General features: G+C 71.9%; 18 protein-coding genes. 2 read left to right on the forward strand and 16 right to left on the reverse strand.

The features are described 5' to 3' along the window. Positions 1-1,526: 1,526 nt before the first annotated feature. Positions 1,527-4,706, forward strand: coding sequence for an isoleucine--tRNA ligase (ileS, locus tag ACF061_RS01440; RefSeq protein ID WP_392264730.1), 3,180 nt, complete (start codon positions 1,527-1,529; stop codon positions 4,704-4,706). Between the two features lie 359 nt (positions 4,707-5,065). Here the strand turns inward: ileS and ACF061_RS01445 are convergent, their stop codons facing one another. The 16 genes from ACF061_RS01445 to rsmH all read right to left on the reverse strand — a co-directional run bounded on the left by ACF061_RS01445 (position 5,066) and on the right by rsmH (position 23,119). After that, positions 5,066-6,331 carry a DivIVA domain-containing protein gene (locus ACF061_RS01445; RefSeq protein ID WP_392264731.1) on the reverse strand — a complete coding sequence of 422 codons (1,266 nt, stop codon included), beginning with the start codon at positions 6,329-6,331 and terminating at the stop codon, positions 5,066-5,068. Positions 6,332-6,383: 52 nt separating this feature from the next. Then, the gene (locus tag ACF061_RS01450; RefSeq protein ID WP_009188102.1) at positions 6,384-6,674 is read right to left on the reverse strand and encodes a YggT family protein; all 291 of its coding nucleotides are present in this window, start codon (positions 6,672-6,674) and stop codon (positions 6,384-6,386) included. A 51-nt stretch (positions 6,675-6,725) separates the two neighbouring features. Next, positions 6,726-7,367, reverse strand: coding sequence for a cell division protein SepF (locus ACF061_RS01455; RefSeq protein ID WP_392264732.1), 642 nt, complete (start codon positions 7,365-7,367; stop codon positions 6,726-6,728). A gap of 127 nt (positions 7,368-7,494) precedes the next feature. Further along, positions 7,495-8,214, reverse strand: coding sequence for a YggS family pyridoxal phosphate-dependent enzyme (locus ACF061_RS01460; protein WP_392264733.1), 720 nt, complete (start codon positions 8,212-8,214; stop codon positions 7,495-7,497). 6 nt (positions 8,215-8,220) lie between these two features. Further along, the gene (pgeF, locus tag ACF061_RS01465) at positions 8,221-8,952 is read right to left on the reverse strand and encodes a peptidoglycan editing factor PgeF (protein WP_392264734.1); all 732 of its coding nucleotides are present in this window, start codon (positions 8,950-8,952) and stop codon (positions 8,221-8,223) included. Then, entirely contained in the window at positions 8,949-10,151 is a 1,203-nt protein-coding gene (ftsZ, locus tag ACF061_RS01470) for a cell division protein FtsZ (RefSeq protein ID WP_392264735.1), read from the reverse strand. The genes pgeF and ftsZ overlap by 4 nt, the downstream gene beginning before the upstream one ends. A gap of 279 nt (positions 10,152-10,430) precedes the next feature. Next, a complete protein-coding gene (locus tag ACF061_RS01475; RefSeq protein WP_392264736.1) occupies positions 10,431-11,225 on the reverse strand; it encodes a cell division protein FtsQ/DivIB in 795 nt (264 codons plus the stop codon). A 28-nt stretch (positions 11,226-11,253) separates the two neighbouring features. Then, positions 11,254-12,342, reverse strand: a complete 1,089-nt coding sequence (gene murG / locus ACF061_RS01480) for an undecaprenyldiphospho-muramoylpentapeptide beta-N-acetylglucosaminyltransferase (protein WP_392264737.1) — start codon at positions 12,340-12,342, stop codon at positions 11,254-11,256. Between the two features lie 6 nt (positions 12,343-12,348). After that, the gene (gene ftsW, locus ACF061_RS01485) at positions 12,349-13,836 is read right to left on the reverse strand and encodes a putative lipid II flippase FtsW (RefSeq protein ID WP_392264738.1); all 1,488 of its coding nucleotides are present in this window, start codon (positions 13,834-13,836) and stop codon (positions 12,349-12,351) included. Between the two features lie 96 nt (positions 13,837-13,932). Next, positions 13,933-15,354: a UDP-N-acetylmuramoyl-L-alanine--D-glutamate ligase gene (murD, locus tag ACF061_RS01490; protein ID WP_392264739.1), complete on the reverse strand. Its 1,422-nt coding sequence runs from the start codon at positions 15,352-15,354 to the stop codon at positions 13,933-13,935. After that, a complete protein-coding gene (gene mraY, locus ACF061_RS01495) occupies positions 15,336-16,409 on the reverse strand; it encodes a phospho-N-acetylmuramoyl-pentapeptide-transferase (RefSeq protein WP_392264740.1) in 1,074 nt (357 codons plus the stop codon). Before mraY ends, murD begins: the two co-directional genes overlap by 19 nt. Then, a complete protein-coding gene (murF, locus tag ACF061_RS01500; protein ID WP_392264741.1) occupies positions 16,406-17,821 on the reverse strand; it encodes a UDP-N-acetylmuramoyl-tripeptide--D-alanyl-D-alanine ligase in 1,416 nt (471 codons plus the stop codon). The genes mraY and murF overlap by 4 nt, the downstream gene beginning before the upstream one ends. Positions 17,822-17,849: 28 nt before the next feature. After that, complete coding sequence (locus ACF061_RS01505) at positions 17,850-19,505, reverse strand: UDP-N-acetylmuramoyl-L-alanyl-D-glutamate--2,6-diaminopimelate ligase (RefSeq protein WP_392264742.1); 1,656 nt, start codon at positions 19,503-19,505, stop codon at positions 17,850-17,852. A 104-nt stretch (positions 19,506-19,609) separates the two neighbouring features. Next, positions 19,610-21,568, reverse strand: a complete 1,959-nt coding sequence (locus ACF061_RS01510) for a peptidoglycan D,D-transpeptidase FtsI family protein (protein ID WP_392264743.1) — start codon at positions 21,566-21,568, stop codon at positions 19,610-19,612. Positions 21,569-21,573: 5 nt separating this feature from the next. Next, a complete protein-coding gene (locus tag ACF061_RS01515; protein ID WP_392264744.1) occupies positions 21,574-22,149 on the reverse strand; it encodes a septum formation initiator family protein in 576 nt (191 codons plus the stop codon). A 13-nt stretch (positions 22,150-22,162) separates the two neighbouring features. Further along, positions 22,163-23,119, reverse strand: a complete 957-nt coding sequence (rsmH, locus tag ACF061_RS01520; RefSeq protein ID WP_392264745.1) for a 16S rRNA (cytosine(1402)-N(4))-methyltransferase RsmH — start codon at positions 23,117-23,119, stop codon at positions 22,163-22,165. 424 nt (positions 23,120-23,543) lie between these two features. On the opposite strand from rsmH, the gene ACF061_RS01525 reads away from it, so the two are divergent. Beyond that, positions 23,544-24,092, forward strand: coding sequence for a beta-class carbonic anhydrase (locus tag ACF061_RS01525; protein WP_392264746.1), 549 nt, complete (start codon positions 23,544-23,546; stop codon positions 24,090-24,092). Positions 24,093-24,149: the final 57 nt, after the last annotated feature.

The following is a 24,149-nucleotide window of genomic DNA, read 5'->3' on the forward strand; positions in this document are numbered from 1 at the left end:
GGGGGCGCCGGGCCCGGGGGCACCCGGTCGCGGTGCGCCCGGCTCAGGAGCGTCCGGGACGGGGGCGCCCGGCTCAGGAGCACTCGGGTCGGGGGCACCAGGCTCCGGAACGCCCGGCCTCGGCGCGCCCGGCTCAGGAGCGTCCGGGCCGGGAGCACCGGGCTCGGGGGTATCCGGTCCCGGCGCGCCCGGCTCAGGAGCGCTCGGGTCGGGGGCACCATGCGTCGGTGCGCCCGGAGTGGGTGCTTCCGGCTCGTGGGCGTCGCGCGCGGGGGCGTCCGATCGCGCGGCGCTCCGCGCGCCGACGCGCTTGGCGGCGCCACGCCCGGCGGCGGCCCGCTTGCCGGTGCCACGCTCAGCGGTGCCACGCTCAGCGGTGCCACGCTCGGCGGTCACGGTCTTCTCGCGAATGGCGGTGCGCGCGGCCGCCGTCCTCCCCGGTGCCGTCCTCCCGGGGGACGTCGTCCCGCCCGCCGCCGCACCCCCGGCGGGCGGGACCCCGGAGGCGCTCTCGCCGGAGGCGGCCTTCGCCGGGGGCCGCTCCCCGGACGCCGGAGCCTGCTTGCCGGGGGCCGCCCCCACCGCGCGGACCCGTCGGCCGGCGCTCTTCTTCCCGGCGGCCTTCGTCCCGCTGCCGGTCTCCTCCGCGGCGGCCGCCGGCTTCCTCGCCGCCGCCGGCTTCTTCCCGGCCGACTTGCCGGGGGCCGCGGCCGCCCCGGCGGCGGCCGGCCCCGCGGGCACCGCCCGCTCGGCGGGCGCCGTGGAGTTCACACGCAACGCCGGCTCGGCGGTCGCGGGCCCGCCCCGGGCGTTCCCCGCCCCGCGGGCGCCTTCGGCCACGCCCCCGACGGCGCCCGCGGCATCCGCACTCCGGGACCTGCCGGACGCCGACTGCTCGGCAGTCTTCTTCGCCACCATGGCCGCGGCCCCTTCACATATTGTGATCTTGCTCGCGAATCGTGCTGGGACGATAAATCGACTCGAGTCCCGCGGCAACGGGGCACGCCGCCCGATTCGCCCGCCTCGCGCGAGCCGCGCGGCCGGCATGCATGCGTTGTGCCCAGCTCCCCGCCCGGTAATCCGTCCGGTCGCACGTCCCGCGATCCGTACCGGCGCCACGCGCCGTTCGGGTCACCGCGCGCCGCCGCCGGGCTCCGCCTCCGGCCCCGCCCGCGCGGGAAAACCGGTCGGCCGCCGTCCCCGGCGCGCCGTACACTGGGCGGAGCGAGAAGCGTGGATGGGGACGAGTAGCGGCGTACGCAGCCCAGAGCGACCCGGGGACGGTGTGAGCCCGGGGGCGAGCGCGACGTGAAGATCACCCCGGAGCCGCCGGAAGAACGCCCCAGCGAGGCCGCGGGGGCCAGTAGAGCCGGCATCGCGACCCCAATGAGGGGGCTCGTCGGAGCGTACGGCGCACCGGGGGGCCAAGGAGGGTGGTACCGCGGGAGCGCGCCGCACACGGCGTAGGAAGCACGAAGGCTCTCGTCCCTCCGACGGAAGGCAGCACGTCCGCCGGAGGAAGCTCGTTGAACACGCAGCCGCAGTACCGCCAGGTGCCCGCCCAGGTCGACCTGCCCGCGCTCGAGCACGCGGTGCTCGACTTCTGGCGCGAGCAGAAGATCTTCGCCAAGAGCCTGGAACAGTCCGAGGGCCGCCCCGAGTGGGTGTTCTACGAGGGCCCGCCCACCGCCAACGGCATGCCCGGCGCCCACCACATCGAGGCGCGCGTCTTCAAGGACGTCTTCCCCCGCTTCCGCACCATGCGCGGCTACCACGTGGCCCGCAAGGCCGGCTGGGACTGCCACGGCCTCCCCGTCGAGCTGGCGGTGGAGAAGGAGCTGGGCTTCAGCGGCAAGCCGGACATCGAGACGTACGGCATCGCGGCGTTCAACGACAAGTGCCGCGAGTCCGTGCTGCGCCACACGGACGCCTTCTCCGAGCTGACGACCCGCATGGGCTACTGGGTCGACCTCGACGACGCCTACGTCACGATGGACCCCGAGTACATCGAGTCCGTCTGGTGGTCGCTGAAGGAGATCTTCGGCAAGGGCCTGCTGGTCCAGGACCACCGTGTCGCCCCCTGGTGCCCGCGCTGCGGCACCGGCCTGTCCGACCACGAGCTGGCCCAGGGCTACGAGACGGTCGTCGACCCGTCCGTCTACGTCCGCTTCCCGCTCACCTCCGGCCCGCTGGCCGGCGAGGCCGCGCTGCTGGTCTGGACGACGACCCCGTGGACGCTGGTGTCCAACACCGCGGTCGCCGCGCACCCGGAGGTCACCTACGTCGTCGCGACCGACGGCCAGGAGCGGCTGGTCGTCGCCGAGCCGTTGGTCGGCAAGGCGCTCGGCGAGGGCTGGGAGACCACTGGCGAGACCTTCACCGGCGCCGAGATGGAGCGCTGGACGTACCAGCGTCCCTTCGAGCTCATCGAGTTCCCCAGCGACGGCGAGGGGACCGACGGGCAGGGCCCGGCGCGCGCGCACTTCGTCGTCAACGCCGAGTACGTCACCACCGAGGACGGCACGGGTCTGGTCCACCAGTCCCCCGCCTTCGGCGAGGACGACCTCAAGGTCTGCCGCTCCTACGGCCTGCCGGTCGTCAACCCGGTGCGCCCCGACGGCGCCTTCGAGGAGGACGTCCCGCTGGTCGGCGGGGTGTTCTTCAAGAAGGCCGACGAGAAGCTCACCGAGGACCTGGACGCCCGCGGCCTGCTGTTCAAGCACATCCCGTACGAGCACAGCTACCCGCACTGCTGGCGCTGCCACACCGCGCTGCTGTACTACGCGCAGCCGTCCTGGTACATCCGCACCACGGCCGTCAAGGACCGGCTGCTCGCCGAGAACGAGAAGACCAACTGGTTCCCGGACACGGTGAAGCACGGCCGCTTCGGCGACTGGCTGAACAACAACATCGACTGGGCGCTGTCCCGCAACCGCTACTGGGGCACCCCGCTGCCGATCTGGCGCTGCGAGGAGGACCACCTCACCTGCGTCGGCTCCCGTGCCGAGCTGACCGAGCTGACCGGTGCCGACCAGTCCGGCCTGGACCCGCACCGTCCGTTCATCGACGAGGTCACCTTCGCCTGCCCGCAGGACGGCTGCGACGCGACGGCCACCCGCGTGCCGGAGGTCATCGACGCCTGGTACGACTCGGGTTCGATGCCGTTCGCGCAGTGGGGCTACCCGTACAAGAACAAGGAACTGTTCGAGTCCCGCTACCCGGCGCAGTTCATCAGCGAGGCCATCGACCAGACCCGCGGCTGGTTCTACACGCTGATGGCGATCGGCACGCTGGTGTTCGACAAGTCGTCGTACGAGAACGTGGTGTGCCTGGGCCACATCCTGGCCGAGGACGGCCGCAAGATGTCCAAGCACCTGGGCAACATCCTCCAGCCGATCCCGCTGATGGACCAGCACGGCGCGGACGCGGTGCGCTGGTTCATGGCGGCCGGCGGCTCCCCGTGGGCGGCCCGCCGGGTCGGCCACGGCACCATCCAGGAGGTCGTCCGCAAGACGCTCCTCACCTACTGGAACACGGTCGCCTTCCAGGCGCTGTACGCCCGTACGTCGAACTGGGCGCCCTCCGGGGCCGACCCGGCCCCCGCCGCCCGCCCGGTCCTGGACCGCTGGCTGCTCAGCGAGCTGCACGCACTGACCGACCAGGTCACGCAGGCACTGGAGGCCTACGACACGCAACGTGCCGGCAAGCTGCTGTCCGCCTTCGTCGACGACCTCTCGAACTGGTACGTCCGCCGCTCGCGCCGCCGCTTCTGGCAGGGTGACAAGGCCGCGCTGCGCACGCTGCACGAGGTCGTCGAGACGGTGACCAAGCTGATGGCCCCGCTGACCCCGTTCATCACCGAGCGGGTCTGGCAGGACCTCGTCGTGCCGGTCACCCCCGGCGCCCCGGAATCCGTCCACCTGTCGGCCTGGCCCGAGGCGGACCTGTCCGCGATCGACCCGGAGCTGTCGAGGCAGATGGTCCTGGTCCGCCGCCTGGTGGAACTGGGCCGGGCCACGCGCGCCGAGTCGGGTGTCAAGACGCGCCAGCCGCTGTCGCGCGCGCTGATCGCGGCGGCGGGCTTCGACTCCCTGGACACCGAGCTGCACGCGCAGATCACGGAGGAGCTGAACGTCTCCTCGCTGGCGTCGCTGAGCGAGGTCGGCGGATCGCTGGTGGACACCACGGCGAAGGCGAACTTCCGTGCCCTGGGCAAGCGGTTCGGCAAGCGGGTCCAGGACGTCGCCAAGGCGATCGCCGGGGCCGACGCGGCCGCGCTGTCGCTCGCGCTGCGCGAGGGCACGGCATCGGTGGAGGTCGACGGCGAGACGGTCACGCTCGCGCCGGACGAGGTGATCATCACGGAGACCCCGCGCGAGGGCTGGTCGGTGGCGTCCGACTCGGGTGCGACGGTGGCGCTGGACCTGGAGATCACGCAGGAACTGCGCCAGGCCGGCCTCGCCCGGGACGCCATCCGCCTCATCCAGGAGGCCCGCAAGAACAGCGGGCTCGACGTCGCCGACCGCATCGCGTTGCGCTGGACGTCCACGGACCCGGAGGTCATCGCGGGCCTGTCCGAGCACACCGGTCTCATCGCGGACGAGGTCCTGGCGACGGACTTCGCCCAGGGCGAGGCCGACACCACGTACGGCGACGCGTTCACCGACGAGGGGCTCTCCCTGACGTTCCGCCTGCGCAAGGCGTGACCCCGCGGGGGCGCGCATCCACGGGGTGCGCGCCCCCGCCGGCCGTTCCGGTTCCCCGCGCCCCTCAAGGGGCGCGGGGAACCGTGCGTACAGCTCCCACCGCTCCCACGCCCGGCGCACTCCGCTGCCCGCCGGGTCATGGGGCCGGAGCCTCCTGGCGGGGTCGGGGAGTCGCAGCCCACGGGATAGTGCGGGCGGGGGTGACGGGGCGCGCCTTTCTCAGGGGCGCACAACCCTGGCGCGACGAGCGCACCGCCCGCCCCCACGCACACCACGAGAGAACGGCCCCGGAGGGAAACCCTCCGGGGCCGTTCTCACAGGCTGCCGACGCCTATTCACCGAAACCCGTCAGGGCTTCATCAGTTGTCGTCCTCGTCGATCAGGAACCCGCGCATCGGCGAGGGCGCCTGCCCCATCGGGGACGGGCCCTGCGGACGTACCGGCGCCATGGGCTGGGTCATCGCCGGCGACATCTGCTGCTGACCACCGTAGGACGGCGCGGACGGGCTGGGCGCACCGCCCATCGCCGGGTTGCCGCCGCCGTACGACGGGGCGCTCGCGCCGGCCGGTGCCATGGAGGGCGCCGGGGACGGCGGCAGCGAGGCGGTCGCCGGGGTGCGCGGCGGAGCCAGCGAGTCGTCGGCCTGGGTCTCCAGCTGACGCAGCTGCGACTCCAGGTACGACTTCAGCCGCGTGCGGTACTCGCGCTCGAAGCCGCGCAGGTCCTCGACCTTGCGCTCCAGCGTGGCGCGGGCGGACTCCAGGGAGCCCATCGCGACGCGGTGCTTCTCCTGCGCGTCCCGCTCCAGGGCGTCCGCCTTGGCACGGGCGTCGCGCTCCAGGCCCTCGGCACGCGAACGCGCCTCACCGACGATCTTGTTGGCTTCGGACCGGGCCTCCGCGATCGCCTGGTCGGCGGTCTGCTGGGCCAGCGACAGAACGCGCGCGGCACTGTCGCCGCCGGGACCCTGACCCATCGGGCCGGGACCGCCCATGGGACCGGGGCCGCCCATCGGGCCCGGACCCATCTGGCCCTGCATCGGGCCCTGCCCCATCGGGCCGGGACCCTGGCCCATCGGACCGGGACCCTGGCCCATCGGGCCGGGGCCCTGCGGGCCCTGTCCGCCGGGGCCGGCGGGCAGCTGCGGGGCACCGCTCGGCAGCTGGGGCGGGCCTCCCATGGGGCCACCCATCTGCTGCTGCGGCGGGCCCGATATCCCGGCGGGCACCGGAGCCCCGGGACCTCGCATACCCTGCTGGGGCATCCCGCCCTGCTGCATACCGCCCTGCTGAGGCATTCCGCCCTGCTGGGGCATACCGCCCTGCTGAGGCATACCGCCCTGCTGAGGCATTCCACCCTGCTGGGGCATGCCGCCCTGCTGAGGCATACCGCCCTGCTGCTGGTCCTGCTGCTCCGGGGGCTTGCGCATGTTCTGCTGGTTCTGGGCGGCGGCACGGGTGGCCGCGGCCAGCTTGGCGCGCAGGTCCTCGTTCTCGCGGAGCAGACGGGTCAGCTCGGCCTCGACCTCGTCGAGGAAGGCATCGACCTCGTCCTCGTCATAGCCTTCTCGGAGGCGGACGGTCGTGAACTGCTTGTTCCGCACATCCTCGGGGGTCAACGGCATCTCTTCACCTCAACGTAGTCATCGGCAGTCGGCAAGACCGTATCGTCCACAGTCACGTCGCGAGGTTCCCCACGATGTAGATCAGGATGTAGACGATGATCATCAGTACGAAGAAGGACAGGTCTAGCGCCACGCCCCCGAGACGCAGCGGCGGGATGAACCGCCGCAGAAGCTTCAACGGTGGATCGGTGACAGTGTAGGTGGCCTCGAGAACGACCACCATCGCCTTGCCGGGTTGCCACGAGCGGGCGAACTGGAACACATAGTCCATGACCAGTCGGAAGATCAGCACGATGAGGAACACCATCAGCGCGATGTAGAGAACCTCCATGGCCACGCCCATGATCGGTGCTTCCCTCTCCCCTGTTCCGTGCCTGTCGTCCGGTAGTGCTTCTCAGCTCTGGTTGAAGAACCCGCCCTCTGCGATGCGGGCCTTGTCCTCCGCCGTGACATCGACGTTAGCAGGCGACAACAGAAACACCTTCTGCGTCACCCGCTCGATGCTGCCGTGAAGACCGAACACCAAACCGGCCGCGAAGTCGACAAGTCGCTTCGCGTCCGTGTCGTCCATCTCGGTCAGATTCATGATCACCGGGGTGCCCTCACGGAAGTGTTCCCCGATGGTACGGGCCTCGTTGTAGGTCCGCGGGTGAAGTGTGGTGATCCGGTACGGCTCACGTTCGGACACGACCTTGGGCATGATCACCGGTGCGTTCTTCTCCAGGCTTGCGCGTTCTTGTGTGATGGATGCCACGGGCGCGATGCGCGCCGGACGCCCGGATTCCGCCGGGAGCGAAGAGGAATGCGACACGGGTTCGCGGGGTGCCGGAGGCTGCACCACGCGTACCGGTTCGTCCCTTTGTGGCTGATGCGTTCCATGCGGCTGGTGCGACGGTTCGTGCCGTCGGCGGTCCCTCTCGGGCTCCGGGTCGAGCTCGGGTTCGAAGTCGTCATCGGGGTCGAAGCCCCGGCCGTCGTACCCATCGTCCTCCACGAGGCCGAGGTAGACCGCCATCTTGCGCATCGCGCCGGCCATGCTCTGAGTCCTCCGCTCTGTGGTGGATCCGCTGACGACAGCCAAGTCCCCGCGATCCACGAGGTCGTTGCGCCTTCTTCGGCGGTATTGACCATATTTTCTGCTGTGGTCCGACTTCCTGGCGACGTTACCCGAGCCTGGGGCGGACTCCGAGTACCGAGGTGCCGACGCGCACATGTGTCGCCCCGGCGGCCACGGCCTGTTCGAGGTCTCCGCTCATCCCGGCCGAGACCATGGTGGCAGCCGGATGGGTCGCGCGCAGGCGGGTCGACAAATCCATGAGCCGCTCGAAGGCGGCCTGTTGACGGCCCGCGTACTCCCCGGTCAACGGGGCGACGGTCATCAGCCCGTCGAACCGCAGTCCCTCCGCACGGGCGATCGCGTCGGCCAACTCTTCGATTCCGCCCGGCCCCACGCCACCCCGCTCCCCCCGTCCGCTCTCGTCCGCGTCCAGGGCGACCTGGACGAGGCAGCCGACCTCGCGCCCCGCGCGCACGGCCTCCCTGGAGAGCGCCGTGACCAGCCGGGCACGGTCGACCGACTGCACCACGTCCGCGTAACCCACCACGGAGCGCACCTTGTTCGTCTGGAGCTGGCCGACGAAGTGCCAACTGAGGGGCAGGTCGGCGCACTCGGCGGCCTTGGGCGCCGCCTCCTGGTCCCGGTTCTCGGCGACCTGACGCACCCCGAGGTCCGCCAGGAACCGCACGTCGGAGGCCGGGTAGGTCTTGGTGACCACGATCAGGGTCACCTCCTGCCGCGCCCGGCCCGCGGCGGCGCACGCGGCGGCGATGCGCTCCTCCACCCTCGCCAGGTTCGCGGCGAGTTCGTCCTTACGTTCCGTCATGCTCCATCAGTCCAGCCAGACATAGCCCGCGAGACGACCGGTGGTGCGGTCGCGGCGGTACGAGAAGTGGTCGCGCGACTCCCGCGTGCACACCGGCGACTGCTCCCGGTCGCGCACCCCGAGGCGCTCGAGCTGTGCGTGCACTCCGGCGCTCACGTCGAGAGCCGGCGTGCCCCAGCTCGTCTCCGCGTGCGCCGCCGGCTCCACGGCGGACACCTCGGCGCGCATCGCCTCCGGCACCTCGTAACAGCGGCCGCAGACGGCGGGGCCGGTGCGGGCGGTGATCCGGTCCGCACGCGCGCCGAGTTCGACCATGGCGCGCACGGCGGCCGGGACCACCCCGGCCACCATGCCCGGCCGTCCCGCGTGGGCCGCGGCGGCGACGCCGGCGACCGGGTCGGCGAGCAGCACGGGTGTGCAGTCGGCGGTGAGCACGGCGAGGGCGAGGCCCCGCCGGGCGGTGACGACCGCGTCGACGGACGGGACGGCGTCCGCGGCTCCCCACGGTCCGTCCACCACCGCCACGTCCGAGCCGTGCACCTGGTTCATCCAGACCACCAGGGCCGGGTCGAGACCGAGGGACTTCGCGGCCAGCGCCCGGTTGGCGCGTACCGCCTCGGGGTCGTCACCGACCGCGCCACCGAGGTTGAGTTCCTCGTACGGAACGGCGCTCACCCCGCCCCACCGGTCGGTGAAGGCGAAGTTCGCGCCGTTCACGGTGTCGTGCCGTCCTATCACTTCAGGAAGTCCGGTACGTCCAGCTCCTCCGCCGCGCTGTCCGTGTAGGTACGCGGCGCGGGCGGGACCGGCGGGGCGGCCGGGATGTCGTGCACCGGCTCCGGCGCGACGGGCTCCGGCTCCTCCTTCGGCGTCACGCTGCCGAGCGAGCCGAAGGTGGGGCGGCTCTCGGCCTGGCGCGCCGGAGCGGGCTCCTCGCGGCGGGGCGCGGACGAGGCCGAGCCGAGGACGTTGTCCCGGCGGGCCGGCGGCTGGCCGCCGTCGAAGCCGGCCGCGATCACGGTGACCCGAACCTCGTCGCCGAGGGCGTCGTCGATGACCGCGCCGAAGATGATGTTGGCCTCCGGGTGGGCGGCCTCGCTGACCAGTTGGGCGGCCTCGTTGATCTCGAACAGACCGAGGTCGGAACCGCCGGAGATGGACAGCAGCACGCCGCGGGCGCCGTCGATGGAGGCTTCCAGCAGAGGCGAGGAGATCGCCATCTCGGCGGCGGCCACCGCGCGGTCGTCGCCGCGGGCCGAGCCGATGCCCATCAGGGCGGAACCGGCCTCGGACATGACCGACTTGACGTCGGCGAAGTCGAGGTTGATGAGACCCGGGGTGGTGATCAGGTCGGTGATGCCCTGTACACCGGACAGCAGCACCTGGTCGGCGGACTTGAACGCGTCGAGCACGCTGACCTGGCGGTCCGAGATGGACAGCAGCCGGTCGTTGGGGATCACGATGAGGGTGTCGACCTCTTCGCGGAGTTCGGCGATGCCGTCCTCGGCCTGGTTGGCGCGGCGCCGTCCCTCGAAGGTGAACGGGCGGGTGACCACGCCGATGGTGAGGGCGCCGAGGGAGCGCGCGATGTTGGCCACGACGGGCGCGCCGCCGGTGCCGGTGCCGCCGCCTTCACCGGCCGTCACGAAGACCATGTCGGCCCCCTTGAGGACCTCCTCGATCTCCTCCCGGTGGTCCTCGGCGGCCTTGCGGCCGACGGCCGGGTTGGCGCCGGCGCCGAGTCCGCGGGTGAGTTCGCGCCCCACGTCGAGCTTGACGTCGGCGTCGCTCATCAACAGCGCCTGGGCGTCGGTGTTGATGGCGATGAACTCGACGCCCTTGAGGCCGACCTCGATCATCCGGTTGATGGCATTGACACCACCGCCGCCGACACCGATGACCTTGATGACTGCGAGGTAGTTCTGCGGTGCTGCCACGTCGAAGGCCTCTCGCCTCGAATTACGTTGCCGTCGTTGCGCGGTTGCCCGCGCCGCGTCGGCTGATGCCGAATGGGACGGTCCGTAACGCCGACCCGAACCCTAACCCTGAAGTTTAGGGTTACCAGTGTGCCTGTTCCCTGAAGTCTTCTGAACAGGACACTAAGTCGACAAGCGGCGCCCGTTCAACGAACACGCCGAACCTCCCGTTTTTCTTTTCACCCTATGTGATCAGCCATAGCCGTGCCCAACCAGGGTGCTGGCCTGCTCGGATGTGCGTCAACTCCCTGATGACGCCGGGGCTGTGGGGACGCTGACGTCGAAGTGCCGCGCGGCGGGGGCGGCTTTCATCAGCGCGGTGAGCGCGCGGGCCTTCTCCCGGCCGCCGTCGGCACTGCCCCAGGCGACGGTGCGGCCGTCGGTCAATTCCAGCGAGATGTCGTCGTAGGTACGGACCTTGACGACGCGGGTGCGGTGGGCGACGGCGGCCGGGACCTGCCCGGCCACCGTGACCGCCGCGCGCACCAGCCGGCCCTCGCCGAAGCGCCGCAGACCGGCCGCCGAGGAGGCCTGGCGGGAAAGGGACAATTCCAGGACCGGCACGCCTTTGGGAACCTGGGAAACCGTGGCGAACCGGACACCGTCACGGTCCACTTCGGTGAACTTTCCGCCCTTTTCCTCCACCATGACCGCGGTGCGTTCGACCACTTTCAGGTCGATTCCATGGGGCCAGGAGCGAGTCACGTCGACGGAATCGACGCGGGGCAGCTCACGGCGCAGCCGGGCGGCGACCGCGTCGGTGTCGACGGAGACCAGCGGGTCCCCCACCGGGACGGCGGCGGCCCGGCGCACCTGCTCGGCGGTCAACACCCGTGTGCCCGAGACGGACACGCGCTCGACCCGGGTCCACTGGGAGCCGTAGAGCACCCAGGGGACGCCGACGCCGAGGAGCACCACGGCCAGCGCCAGGATGACGATCGTACGAGGGGGCAGCCGTCGCAGCCGGCGGACCAGAGGCGGGCCGGACGTCTCCTGCTGGCGTTCACCGCGCCGGGCGGTGGTCGGTCCGGCCACGCTCTCAAGTCCTTTCGGTCATATGGTCCTAACGGTGCGAGGCGATCGCCTTGTACACCATGCCGACGAGCAGGTCGTCGGCGTCCCGGCGGCCGAACTCACTGGCGGCGCGGGACATCTGGTACAGCCGGTGCGGATCGCCGAGCACGGGCAGGACGTTGTTCTGCACCCACTCGGGAGTGAGGTCCGCGTCGTCGACCAGCAGTCCGCCGCCGGCCTTCACCACCGGCTGTGCGTTCAGCCGCTGTTCACCGTTGCCGATGGGCAGCGGGACGTAGGCGGCCGGGAGTCCGACGGCGGAGAGTTCGGCGACGGTCATCGCCCCGGCCCGGCAGAGCATCATGTCGGCCGCCGCGTACGCGAGGTCCATCCGGTCCAGGTAACTTACCGGGATGTACGGGGGCATCCCCGGCATCTGCTGCACGCGCGGCAGTTCGTTCTTCGGTCCGACCGCGTGCAGGATCTGGATGCCCGCCTGCTGGAGCCAGGGCGCGACCTGCTGGACCACCTCGTTGAGCCGGCGGGCGCCCTGGGAGCCGCCGGAGACCAGCAGGGTGGGCAGGTTGGGGTCGAGTCCGAACAGCGCGCGGGCCTCGGGGCGCATGGCGGCCCGGTCGAGGGTGGCGATGGCACGGCGCAGCGGGATGCCGATGTACTGGGCGCCCCGCAGCTTGCTGTCCGGGGTGGAGACGGCGACCTGGGCCGCGTAGCGCGAACCGATCTTGTTGGCCAGGCCGGGGCGGGCGTTGGCCTCGTGGACCACGATCGGCACGCCGAGCCGCTTGGCGGCCAGATAGCCGGGCAGGGCGACGTAGCCGCCGAAGCCGACCACCGCGTCGGCCTTGGTGCGCTCCAGGATCTGCTCGGCCGCCTTGATCGTGCCGCGCAGCCGGCCCGGTACGGTGATCAGTTCGGGGGTGGGCTTGCGCGGCAGCGGCACCGCCGGGATCAGCCCGAGCTCGTAGCCCCGTTCGGGGACCAGCCGGGTCTCCAGGCCACGTTCCGTGCCCAGGGCCGTGATCCCCACGGTCGGGTCCTGCCTGCGCAGGGCGTCCGCGAGGGCGAGCGCGGGCTCGATGTGGCCCGCGGTACCTCCGCCGGCGAGTACGACATGCACCGAAATTCACCGCTCTCCGGACGAACGCGCCGCCGAGGCACGCCGTCGCATCGTGTTCCATCTCCGAGGCCCCTGACCGGACCCCTGACCCGATCCTTGCCCGGATCCCCGGCCCGACGCCCGGCCGGATCCCCCGCCGGTCTCCCGGCCGGGCTTCCGGCCCTGGGTGCGCCCGGGTTTGCGGCCGGTCTTCCGGCCGGCCGCGGAGCCTCCCGCCCGCTTTCTACCAAAGCGGGGTTGCCGCATGGCAAGCGCCGCCCGCGCAGCGGGCTCGTCGCGCGCGAAGGCGATCATCAGCCCGATGGCGAACATGGTCGGCAGCAGGGCGGACCCTCCGTAGGAGAACAGCGGGAGCGGGACGCCGGCGATCGGCAGCAGACCGAGCACCGCACCGATGTTGATCACCGCCTGCGCGACGATCCAGGTGGTCACGCCTCCCGCGGCGTACCTCACGAAGGGGTCCTCCGTGCGTCCGGCCACGCGGATGCCCGCATAGCCTAGAGCCGCGAACAGGGCGAGCACCGACAGCGTCCCCGCCAGGCCCAGTTCCTCACCGGTGACGGCGAAGATGAAGTCGGTGTGGGCTTCGGGGAGTTGCCCCCATTTTTCCACACTCGCACCGAGGCCGGAACCGAAGAGCCCGCCGGAGGCGAGGGCGTAGATGCCGTGCACCGCCTGCCAGCACTTGGAGACGTCGGTGGAGCCGACGCAGGCGAACCGGTCCAGGCGGTTGGGGCTGGTCTTGACGAGGACCAGGCCGATCAGGGCGGCGACCGAGAGCACGCCGACGAAGAGCCGGGTGGGCGCGCCCGCGAGCCACAGCAGGCCGAACAGGATGGCGGTGAGGATGATCGCCGTGCCCATGTCGCCGCCCAGCATGATCAGGCCGAGCAGCATGAAGGCGACCGGCACGAGCGGCACCAGCATGTGCTTCCACTGCGTGAGCAGCCGCTTCTCCTGCTTGCGGGCGATCAGGTCGGCTCCCCAGAGCACCAGCGCCAGCTTGCCGATCTCGCTGGGCTGGATCTGGAAGGAGCCGCCGAGCGAGATCCAGTTCTGGTTGCCGTTGACCGACATCCCTATCCCCGGCACCTGCACCAGCGCCATCAGGAACACCGCGCCCGCCAGGATCGGGTAGGCCAGGGCCCGGTGCAGCTTCACCGGCATCCTGGACGCGGCCAGCAGCAGACCGGCGCCGATCACGGCCGCCAGCAACTGCTTGCGGAAGAAGTACGAGCCGGGCAGCGCCATCTGCAGCGCGGTGACCTGGGAGGCCGAGTAGACCATCACCAGCCCCAGCACGGTGATCAGGGAGCTGCCGCCGAGGATCAGGTAGTACGCGGTGAGCGGCCGGTCCCATGCCTTGCGGGCGCGCGTGACGAGGGTGCGCACCGGGTTGTCGCGCACGGGCCGGCCGGCCGGGGGCCGCTTGACGGCCCGCTGCGCGGGCGGCCGGCCGGCTCGGCCGCCGGCGCCTTTGGGGTCAGCGGACATCTGCGCCTCCGCCGTACGTCGGCCGCGTTCGTCTGGCTCGGCTCGCGGATCCCACGCGTCCCTCCCAAGGTCGCCCGGCGGCGGGGGCGGCCGGGGTCAGCGGGCGCCGAGTTCGCGAACGGCCTCCGCGAACGCGTCACCGCGCTTGTTGTAGTTGGCGAACATGTCCATGGAGGCACAGGCCGGGGCCAGCAGCACCGTGTCACCGGGCCGGGCGAGCCGCCGCGCCTCCTGGACGGCCTGGAGCATCGCCCCAGTGTCGGTCCGGTCGAGGTCGACCACGGGGACCTCGGGCGCGTGTCGCGCCAGGGCGTCGGCGATCAGTGCGCGATCGGCGCCGATCAGGACGACGCCGCGCAGCCGCTTCGCCGCACCGGCGACCAGTTCGTCGAAGGTCGCGCCCTTCGCCAGTCCGCCCGCGATCCACACGATCGACCCGTACGCCGCCAACGACGCCTGCGCCGCGTGGGTGTTGGTGGCCTTGGAGTCGTCGACGTAGGCGACGCCGTCCACGTCCGCCACGTGCGCGATGCGGTGGGCGTCCGGGGTGAAGGACCTGAGGCCGTCGCGGACCGCCTTCGGCTCCACGCCGAAGGCCCGCGCCAGGGCCGCCGCGGCAAGGGCGTTGGCGATGTTGTGCGGAGCGGGCGGGTCGATGTCGGAGACCTCGGCGAGCTCCTGGGCGTTCTTCTGCCGGTTCTCGACGAAGGCGCGGTCGACCAGGATGCCGTCCACGACGCCGAGTTGGGACGGGCCGGGCGTGCCGAGGGTGAACCCCACCGCCCGGCAGCCCTCCTCGACATCCGCCTCGCGCACCAGGTCCTCGGTGGCCCTGTCCGCGACGTTGTAGACGCAGGCGACCCGATTCCCCTCGTAGACACGGCCCTTGGCGGCGGCGTACGCCTCCATGGAGCCGTGCCAGTCGAGGTGGTCCGGGGCCAGGTTGAGGACCGCGGCCGAGTGCGCGCGCAAGGAGGGCGCCCAGTGCAGCTGGTAGCTGGAGAGTTCGACGGCGAGGACGTCGTACCGCTCCTCGCCGAGGACGGCGTCCAGGAGGGAGACGCCGATGTTGCCGACGGCCGCCGTGCGCAGGCCCGCCGCCTTCAGGATGGCGGCGAGCATCTGCACGGTGGTGGTCTTGCCGTTGGTGCCCGTGACCGCCAGCCAGGGCGCGGCGTCGGGGCCGCGCAGCCGCCAGGCGAGCTCCACGTCACCCCAGACCGGTACGCCGGCCCGCTCGGCGGCGGCGAACAGCGGCTTGTCGGGCTTCCAGCCGGGCGCGGTGACGATCAGCTCGGTGCCTTCGGGCAGGGAGTCCCCGTCGCCGAGGCGCACGGTGACGCCCATGGCCCGGAGTTCGGCCGCCTGCGCCCGGGCCCGCTCGTCGTCGCCGTCGTTGACGACGGTGACGTGCGCGCCGAGGCCGTGCAGGACCTTGGCCGCCGGGACCCCGGAGACGCCGAGTCCGGCGACGGTGACGTTCTTCCCCTGCCAGTCGGTCACTTGTCCGCTGCCCATCCCGCGTAGAAGAGGCCGAGTCCGACGATCACACAGATGCCCTGGATGATCCAGAAACGGACCACCACGAGCACTTCGGACCAGCCCTTGAGTTCGAAGTGGTGCTGGAGCGGCGCCATCCGGAAGACGCGCCTGCCGGTGAGGCGGAAGGAGCCGACCTGGATGACCACCGACATGGTGATCAGCACGAACAGGCCGCCCAGCAGCGCGAGCAGCAGCTCGGTGCGGGAGCAGATCGCGAGGCCGGCGAGCACGCCGCCGAGCGCGAGCGAACCGGTGTCGCCCATGAAGATCTTGGCCGGCGAGGTGTTCCACCACAGGAAGCCGAGGCAGGCGCCCATCAGCGCGGAGGCGACGACCGCGAGGTCGAGCGGATCGCGCACCTCGTAGCAGGCTCCCGGGTTGGTCAGGGTCTGCGCGTTGGCGCAGGACTCCTGGTACTGCCAGACGCCGATGAAGGTGTAGGCGCCGAAGACGAGGACGGAGGCGCCGGTGGCCAGACCGTCCAGACCGTCGGTGAGGTTCACGCCGTTCGACATCGCGAGAATCATGAACAGCGCCCAGATCACGAACAGCACCGGGCCGATGGTCCAGCCGAAGTCGGTGATGAACGACAGCTTCGTGGAGGCGGGGGTGTTGCCGCGGTTGTCCGAGAACATCAGCGACAGCACCGCGAAGGCGATGCCGACGATCAGCTGCCCGGCCATCTTCGCCTTGGCGCGCAGACCCAGCGAACGACGCTTGACGATCTTGATGTAGTCGTCGAGGAAGCCGACCAGGCCCATGCCGGCCATCAGACCGAGCACCAGCAGGCCGGAGTAGGTCGGCGGCTTGCCGGTGATCACCTTGCTGAGGAAGTAGGCGACGATCGTCGCCAGGATGAACGCGATGCCGCCCATGGTCGGCGTACCGCGCTTGCTGGCGTGCTCGCGCGGTCCGTCGTCGCGGATGTACTGGCCGTAGCCCTTGCGGGCCAGGAGCTTGATCAGCAGCGGGGTGCCGATCAGGGTCAGGAAGAGGCCGATGACACCCGCGAACAGGATCTGGTTCATCATCGGGCGGCGACCTCACCCTCGGCACCGGTCTCCAGGAGCGCCTGGGCAACCCCCTCCAGACCCACCGAACGGGACGCCTTCACGAGGACCACGTCCCCCGGGCGCAACTCGCTGCGCAACAGGTCGATCGCCGCCTGTGCGTCGGACACGTGCACCGACTCCTCACCCCACGAACCCTCGTTGTATGCGCCCAGTTGCAGCCAGGACGCTTCCCTGCCCCCGACCGCGACGAGCTTGCTGACGTTGAGTCGGACGGCGAGCCGTCCGACCGCGTCGTGCTCGGCGAGCGCCTCGTCCCCGAGCTCGGCCATCTTGCCGAGCACCGCCCAGGTCCGCCGCCCCTTGCCCATGGCCGCGAGCGCGCGCAGGGCGGCCCGCATGGACTCCGGGTTGGCGTTGTAGGCGTCGTTGACGACGGTCACGCCGTCCGGGCGCTCGGTGACCTCCATCCGCCAGCGGGAGAGGGAGCCCGCCTCGGAGAGCGCGGTGGCGATCTCAGTTGCGGACATGCCCAGCTCATGGGCGACGGCGGCCGCGGCGAGCGCGTTCGACACGTGGTGCTCACCGTACAGGCGCATGGTCACATCGGATGCACCGGAGGGTGTGTGAAGCCTGAAGGAGGGCTGTCCGCTGTCCGTGAGTCTCACGTTCTCGGCGCGTACGTCCGCTTCGCCGGACTCTCCGAAAAGGATCACCTTCGCCTTCGTACGGGAGGCCATGGCCCGTACCAACGGGTCGTCGGCGTTGAGGATCGCCGCGCCGCCCTCCTCGGCCGGGGGCAGGCTCTCCACCAGCTCGCCCTTCGCCTGGGCGATCTGCTCCCGGCCGCCGAACTCGCCGATGTGGGCGGTGCCGACGTTGAGCACCAGGCCGATCCTGGGCGGGGTCAGCTCGGTGAGGTAGCGGATGTGGCCGATGCCGCGGGCGCCCATCTCCAGCACGAGGAACTTCGTCTCCTCGGTGGCGCTCAGAGCGGTCAGCGGCAGCCCGATCTCGTTGTTGAGCGAGCCGGGCGTGAACACGGTCGGCGCCTTGCGCCGGAGCACCTGCGCGATGAGGTCCTTGGTGCTGGTCTTGCCCGCGGAGCCGGTCAGGGCGACGAGGGTCGCGCCGAGCCGGCGGACGACGTGGCGGGCCAGGGCGCCGAGCGCGGCCTGGACGTCCTCGACCACGATCGCGGGCACGCCGACGGGGCGGGACGCCAGCACGGCGACGGCGCCCGCCTCGACGACGGCGGCGGCGTAGTCGTGGCCGTCCACGCGCTCACCGACGAAGGCGACGAAGAGGCTGCCCGGCCCCGCCTCCCGGGAGTCCCGGACGACGGGCCCGGTGACCTGGGCGGAAGGATCCGGTATGTCGTGCGTCTGCCCGCCGACGACTGCTGCGATCTCGGCGAGGGAGAGGGCGATCACAAGTTCATCCCCTGGGTCTTCTGGATTTTCATCCCTGGGTGTTCTGGATAGCTTCGCGAAGTACCTGGCGGTCGTCGAACGGACGGACCACCCCGGCGATGTCCTGGCCCTGCTCGTGGCCCTTGCCCGCGACCAGCACGGTGTCCCCGGGCCGGGCCCGGGCGACGGCGGCGGCGATGGCGGCGGCCCGCTCCTCGAACAGGAGCACGTCGCCGCGTTCGTGCGCGGGCACGGAGGCCGCGCCCTGGAGCATGGTCGCCAGGATCGCCAGGGGGTCCTCGGAGCGGGGGTTGTCCGAGGTCAGCACGGCCGTGTCGGCCAGCCTCGCCGCCGCCGCGCCCATGGGCGCGCGCTTGGTCCGGTCGCGGTCGCCGCCGCAGCCGAGCACGATGTGCACCCGGCCCTTGGTGACCTTGCGCAGGGCACGGAGCACCGACTCGACGGCGTCGGTCTTGTGGGCGTAGTCGACGACGGCGAGGTAGGGCTGGCCCGCGTCCACCCGCTCCAGACGGCCCGGCACGCCCGGTACGGCGGCGATGCCGTCGGCGGCGGCCTGCGGATCGAGGCCGGCGGCGGCCAGCGCGACGATCGCCGCGAGGGTGTTGGCCACGTTGAACGGGCCCGCGATCGGGGACTTGGCGGTGATCCGCCGCCCCTCGGGGCCGATCACCGTGAACGTCGAGTCCATCGGGCCGACCTCGACGTCCTCGGCGCGCCAGTCGGCGTCCGGGTGGCCCTCGGCGGAGAAGGTGACGACCGGGACGGTGGCCTCCCCGGCCAGCCGCCGGCCGTACTCGTCGTCGAAGTTGACCACGCCGAGCCGGCTGCGCTCCGGGGTGAACAGCTGCGCCTTGGCCCGGAAGTAGTCCTCCATGTCGGAGTGGAACTCCATGTGCTCCGGGCTGAGGTTGGTGAAGACGCCGATGTCGAAGACGCAGCCGTCGACCCGGCCGAGCACCAGCGCGTGGCTGGAGACCTCCATGGCGACCGCCTCGACGCCGCGCTCGCGCATGACCGCGAACAGCGCCTGGAGGTCGGTGGCTTCGGGGGTGGTGCGCTCGGACTTGATGCGCTCCTCGCCGATCCGCATCTCCACCGTGCCGATCAGCCCGGTGGACTTCGCCGTCCGCAGGCCGCCCTCCACGAGGTAGGCGGTGGTGGTCTTGCCGGAGGTTCCGGTGATGCCGATCTGGAGCAGGTCGCGGCCGGGCCTGCCGTAGATCGTGGCGGCCAGCTCGCCCATCCGCGCGCGCGGGTCGGCCACCACCAGGGCCGGCAGGCCGGTCGCGGCGACGCGTTCGACACCGGCCGGGTCGGTGAGCACGGCGACCGCGCCGAGGCTCGCCGCCTGGGTGACGAAGTCGGCGCCGTGCGCCCGGGCGCCGGGCAGGGCCGCGTACAGGTCGCCGGGGCGCACGGCGCGCGAGTCGTGGGTGATGCCCGTGACGTCTGCGGTGCGGTCCGGTCGCTCGGCACCCAGCTGATCGGCGAGCTCCGCGAGGGGTGTGGCGGAGACCTGAACCGGTCGCGGCGGTCCCGGGTATGTCACGGAAGCGCCTTTCTGGATGGTTTGGGTCTGATCAGCGTGTGGCACGGCGGTGAGCGTACCGGGCGTACCCGCCTGGGAGCGAAGCGAGGGCCGGGGGCCGGGGCGGTTCCCGGGGTCCGGGGTGATCGTTGTCACGGGCTGGTTCCTGGTGGTTCCGTGCGGGTGGTTCGGGTCGTTCGGGTCCGGTGCCGGGGGTGCGGGGGCGCCGGCGCGGCGTCCCGGCCGGGGCGCCGCGCCGGTCAGGGCTTGAAGTCGACGGGCAGGCTCGCGGCCTTCGTCCCGGTGGGCGGCACCTGGAGCGTCTTCAGCGCGAACTCCATGACCTGCTTGTAGATGGGGCCGCAGATCTGGCCGCCGAAGTAGCTGCCCTTGGTCGCGTTCTGGATCGCGCAGTAGACGGTGATGCGGGGGTTGTCGGCGGGCGCGAAGCCGGCGAAGGACGAGGTGTAGCCGCGGTATCTGCCGGTGGCCGGATCCACGCGGTTGGCGGTACCGGTCTTCCCTGCCACGCGGTACCCGGGGATGCGCGCCTTCATGCCGGTGCCCTGCTCGTCGTCCACGACGGACTCCAGCATCTGGGCGAGTTCCTTCGCCGTCCTCGTGCTCACCACCCGGCTGGTCCCGGGCTTCGGGGCGGGCGTGAAGCGGCCGTCGGCGCCCTTCGTGCCGCGCACCAGCGTGGGCTGGATCCGGACCCCGCCGTTGGCGATCGTCGAGTAGATGGAAGCCGCCTGGAGGGCGTTGATGGAGAAGCCCTGGCCGAAGGGGATCGTGTACTGCTGCGAAGTGGACCACTTGCCGGGCGGCGCCAGGATGCCCTTGGTCTCGCCGGGGAAGCCGATGCCGGTGTAGCCGCCGATGCCGAACTTGCTCAGGTAGGAGTAGAGGACCTGGTTGGCCTGCGCCTGGGTCTTGCCGAGCTGGCCGGTGGCCAGGATGGTGCCGATGTTGCTGGACTTGGCGAGCACTCCGTTGAGCGTCAGGTACCAGGTGTCGTGGTCGACGTCGTCCTGGAAGAGGCGGTCGCCGCGGTGCAGCCGGTTGGGCACGACGACGTGCGTGAGCGGCGTGGCCGCGTTCTCCTCCAGCACGGCGGCCATCGACATGAGCTTGGCGGTGGAGCCGGGCTCGAAGGCGTCCTGGACGGCGGCGTTGCCGAGCGCGGCCGGGTCGGCGTGGGACAGGTCGTTGGGGTCGAAGCCCGGGGAGTTCGCCATCGCGAGGATCTCGCCGGTCCGGGTGTCCTGCACGATCACGTAACCGCGGTCCGCCTCGGAGTCGCGCACCTGCTCGGTGATGGCGTTCTGGGCGGCCCACTGGATGTCACGGTCGATGGTGAGCTCGACGTCGGAGCCGGGCACGGCGGGCGTCCCGCTGGAGCCCACCGTGGGCACCTCGCGGCCGCCGGACTGGGCGTAGCGGATCTTGCCGGGCTTGCCGGACAGCTGCTTGTCCAGTTGCTGCTCGATGCCGCCGCCGCCCTTGCCCTCGGCGTTGACCCAGCCCAGCAGCGCGGCGGCGACGTCGCCGCCCGGGTACACGCGCTTGCTGCTGGGTTCGGAGAAGACGCCGGCCAGGACGTTGACGGTGGTCCTGTCGGTCTGCGCCTTCTTGGTCAGGGCGGCCTTGAGGTCCTTGATCTGCTTCCAGGTCTGCGGGGTCTGCCGGCGGGCGAGCAGGACGTAGCGCGTGTTCCGCGTCCTCAGCTTCTTCGCCAGCCCGGCCTGGTCCTGGCCGAGGATCGGGGCGAGCAGCGCGGCGGCCTGCTCGGGGCCGTCGCCGGTCTTCAGCGACTCGCGGGTGAACATGGTGGGGTCGGCGGTGATGTCCTCGGCGTCCACGCTGGTCGCGAGGGTGACGCCGTTGCGGTCGGTGATGCCTCCCCGTTCGGCGGCGATGGTGTGCACCACGTAGCGGTTCTCGTCGGCCTTGGCCGCGTACGCGCTCGCGTCGACGGCCTGCACCTGGAGCAGCCGTACGGCGAAGACCAGCAGCACCAGGGTCAGCGCCAGGGCGATCAGGCGCAGACGCGGGCGCGGGCTGCCCAGGCGCAGGACGCGCACCGGCGGGGGCCGCCAGGCGGAGTTCGGGCGGCGGGCCGGGCGGGCGCCCGGGCCGGGACGCGGCCGGCCGCCGCCGGGGCGGGCGGGCCTGGCGGGTCCGGGCACACGGCGGCGCGGCGGTTCCCTGTCGGTCACTTCCGTCACCTGCCGGGGGTCGTGGTCGTGGCGGGCCGGGGCGTCGCCGGGGCGGTCGGGGCGGTGGGCGCGAGGCCGTCCGGGGCCGAGGGGAGCGCGGGTCGCGGGGCGGCCGGGACGGCGGGGCCCGTGGGGGCCGGTGCGGCCGTCAGGCTCTCGGGCGGGCGTACCGACACCGGCAGGTCCTGGAAGCCGGCCTGTTCGGCGGCGGGCTGTCCGGCGGCGGCCGAGGGGACGCCCCGGACGGTGCCGTCGGGGTTCAGGAAGGCCGGGTCGCCGCCGGGCACCATGCCGAGTTCCTGGGCGCGGCGCTGAAGGGCGTCGGGGGCCGAGTAGGAGTCGATGTCCCGCTGGAGGGCCTGTTGCTCGTCGGTGAGGTTCTTGGTGTCCTTCTGGAGGTCGTCCCGCTGGAACGCGCCTTCGCTGAGCGCGGAGTTCAGCACCAGGAGCCCGATGAGGCCGCCGCCGAGCAGCAGCACGACGAGGAGGACGAAGGGGGCGCGGGCGGCCTGCCGCCGTTTCGCCGGGAAGAGCCGCGCCAGCCGGGCGGCGCGGCCCCTCAGTTCGGGTTTCCTGCTCAACTGTCCCCCTGCCTCACTCGACGTCCGCCCTGATGCGCTCGGCCCCGCGCAGCCGGGCCGGCGCCGCTCGCCGGTTCTCGGCGATCTCCTCCTCGGTGGGAAGTTCGGCACCGCGCGTCAGCAGCTTGAGCCGGGGCTGGTAGCGCTCGGGGACGACCGGGAGGCCGGGCGGCGCGGTGGAGGCGGCGCCGGCCGCGAACACCTGCTTGACCAGGCGGTCTTCGAGCGATTGGTACGACAGTACGGCGATCCGTCCGCCGACGTCGAGCGCCTTCATCGCGGCCGGGATCGCCCGTTCCAGGACGGCGAGTTCGCCGTTGACCTCGATCCGCAGCGCCTGGAAGGTGCGCTTGGCCGGGTTGCCGCCGGTGCGCTTGGCAGCCTGCGGCAGCGCGTCGCGGATCAGCTCCACCAGCCGTGCGCTGTTGTCGAACGGCTCCTTCTCGCGCTCGCGCACGATCGCCGCCACGATCCGCTTGGCCTGCTTCTCCTCGCCGTAGGCCCGCAGGATGCGGACCAGCTCACCGGCCGGGTAGGTGTTGAGGACCTCGGCGGCGCTGATGCCGGTGGACTGGTCCATGCGCATGTCCAGGGGGGCGTCCTGGGCGTAGGCGAAGCCGCGGTCGGCCTCGTCGAGCTGCATGGAGGAGACGCCGAGGTCGAACAGGACGCCCCGCACCCGTGGGATGCCCAGCCGGCGCAGCACGCCGGGAAGCTCGTCGTAGACGGCGTGCACCAGGGTGGCCCGGTCCCCGAACGGGGCGAGGCGCTCGCCCGAGAGGCGCAACGCCTCCTTGTCGCGGTCGAGGGCGACGAGGCGGGCCTCGGGGAAGCGGGTGAGCAGGGCCTCGCTGTGTCCGCCGAGGCCGAGGGTGCAGTCGACGACCACCGCCCCCGGCCGCTCCAGGGCGGGCGCCAGGAGGTCCAGGCACCGCTGGAGCATCACGGGGACGTGTCGGCTGTTGCTCAAGGGGCCCTCTCAGGTCCGGCGCGTCCCGCACGCACCGACGGGCCCCGGACCGCTCGCGGACGGTTGGGCCCTGCCGGCGCCGGAGGCGTCGGCCGACCGGAGCGGGAGGAGGCCGCGCCGTGCGTACGCGCCGCGCACGTGGGGAGGCCGTTCGGGTGTATGCCGGGGCCTTCGGGAAATGCATGTCCAGCGGGGAGAGCGGCGCCTCCCGCTTCGCGTCACTTTAGTCCACCCTGTGGCCCGGTCAATCAACCGGCCTGCGCGTCGCCCGGTGGAGTGCCGGTGACACGACGGTCCGGCGGGTTTCACCCGTAAGGAGGCGGGACCACTGAGCGTGTGGAGTCGATCGCAATGAGCCACTGTGATGTTTTTTGTCCCGGGTCACGACAGGACCGCCATGCGCTCGACCAGTAACGTCATGAGTATGACGACTTCTGCATCAGTTCCCGCCGGATCCGAGGGTGCCATAACGGGTGGCGCCGTCACCGACCGCCTCGTGGCGGCCAACACGGCCTACGCCGACGCGTTCACCGACCCCGGGATGGACGCCCGCCCCGTCCTGCAGGTGGCGGTCGTGGCCTGCATGGACGCCCGGCTCGACCTGCACGCCGCACTCGGTCTGAAGCTCGGCGACTGTCACACCATCCGCAACGCCGGCGGCGTCGTCACCGACGACGTCATCCGCTCGCTGGCCATCAGCCAGCGGGCGCTCGGCACCCGCCGGGTGGTGCTCATCCACCACACCAACTGCGGCATGGAGTCCATCACCGAGGACTTCCGGCACGATCTGGAGATGGAGGTCGGGCAGCGTCCCTCCTGGGCCGTGGAAGCGTTCAAGAACGTCGACCAGGACGTACGGCAGTCGATGCAGCGGGTGCGCACATCGCCGTTCCTGCCGCACACCGACGACGTGCGCGGCTTCGTGTTCGACGTCAAGACGGGCCGGCTGCGCGAGGTCGACCCCGCCGCCTGACCCGCGGGCCCGCCCCGGAGCCCCAGCAGTCGGCCCGCGACCGCCACCTGGACGGCG

The organism is Streptomyces sp. NPDC015220 (assembly GCF_043079345.1).
In the GTDB taxonomy this organism is placed as follows: domain Bacteria; phylum Actinomycetota; class Actinomycetes; order Streptomycetales; family Streptomycetaceae; genus Streptomyces.

Bases quoted from the DNA above. Each gene is read 5' to 3' on its own strand.
- ACF061_RS01445 (WP_392264731.1), bottom strand. From the start codon at position 6,331: ATGCCGTTGACCCCCGAGGATGTGCGGAACAAGCAGTTCACGACCGTC.
- ACF061_RS01450 (WP_009188102.1), bottom strand. From the start codon at position 6,674: ATGGGCGTGGCCATGGAGGTTCTCTACATCGCGCTGATGGTGTTCCTC.
- ACF061_RS01455 (WP_392264732.1), bottom strand. From the start codon at position 7,367: ATGGCCGGCGCGATGCGCAAGATGGCGGTCTACCTCGGCCTCGTGGAG.
- ACF061_RS01460 (WP_392264733.1), bottom strand. From the start codon at position 8,214: ATGACGGAACGTAAGGACGAACTCGCCGCGAACCTGGCGAGGGTGGAG.
- ftsW (WP_392264738.1), bottom strand. From the start codon at position 13,836: ATGTCCGCTGACCCCAAAGGCGCCGGCGGCCGAGCCGGCCGGCCGCCC.
- murD (WP_392264739.1), bottom strand. From the start codon at position 15,354: ATGGGCAGCGGACAAGTGACCGACTGGCAGGGGAAGAACGTCACCGTC.
- mraY (WP_392264740.1), bottom strand. From the start codon at position 16,409: ATGATGAACCAGATCCTGTTCGCGGGTGTCATCGGCCTCTTCCTGACC.
- ACF061_RS01525 (WP_392264746.1), top strand. From the start codon at position 23,544: ATGACGACTTCTGCATCAGTTCCCGCCGGATCCGAGGGTGCCATAACG.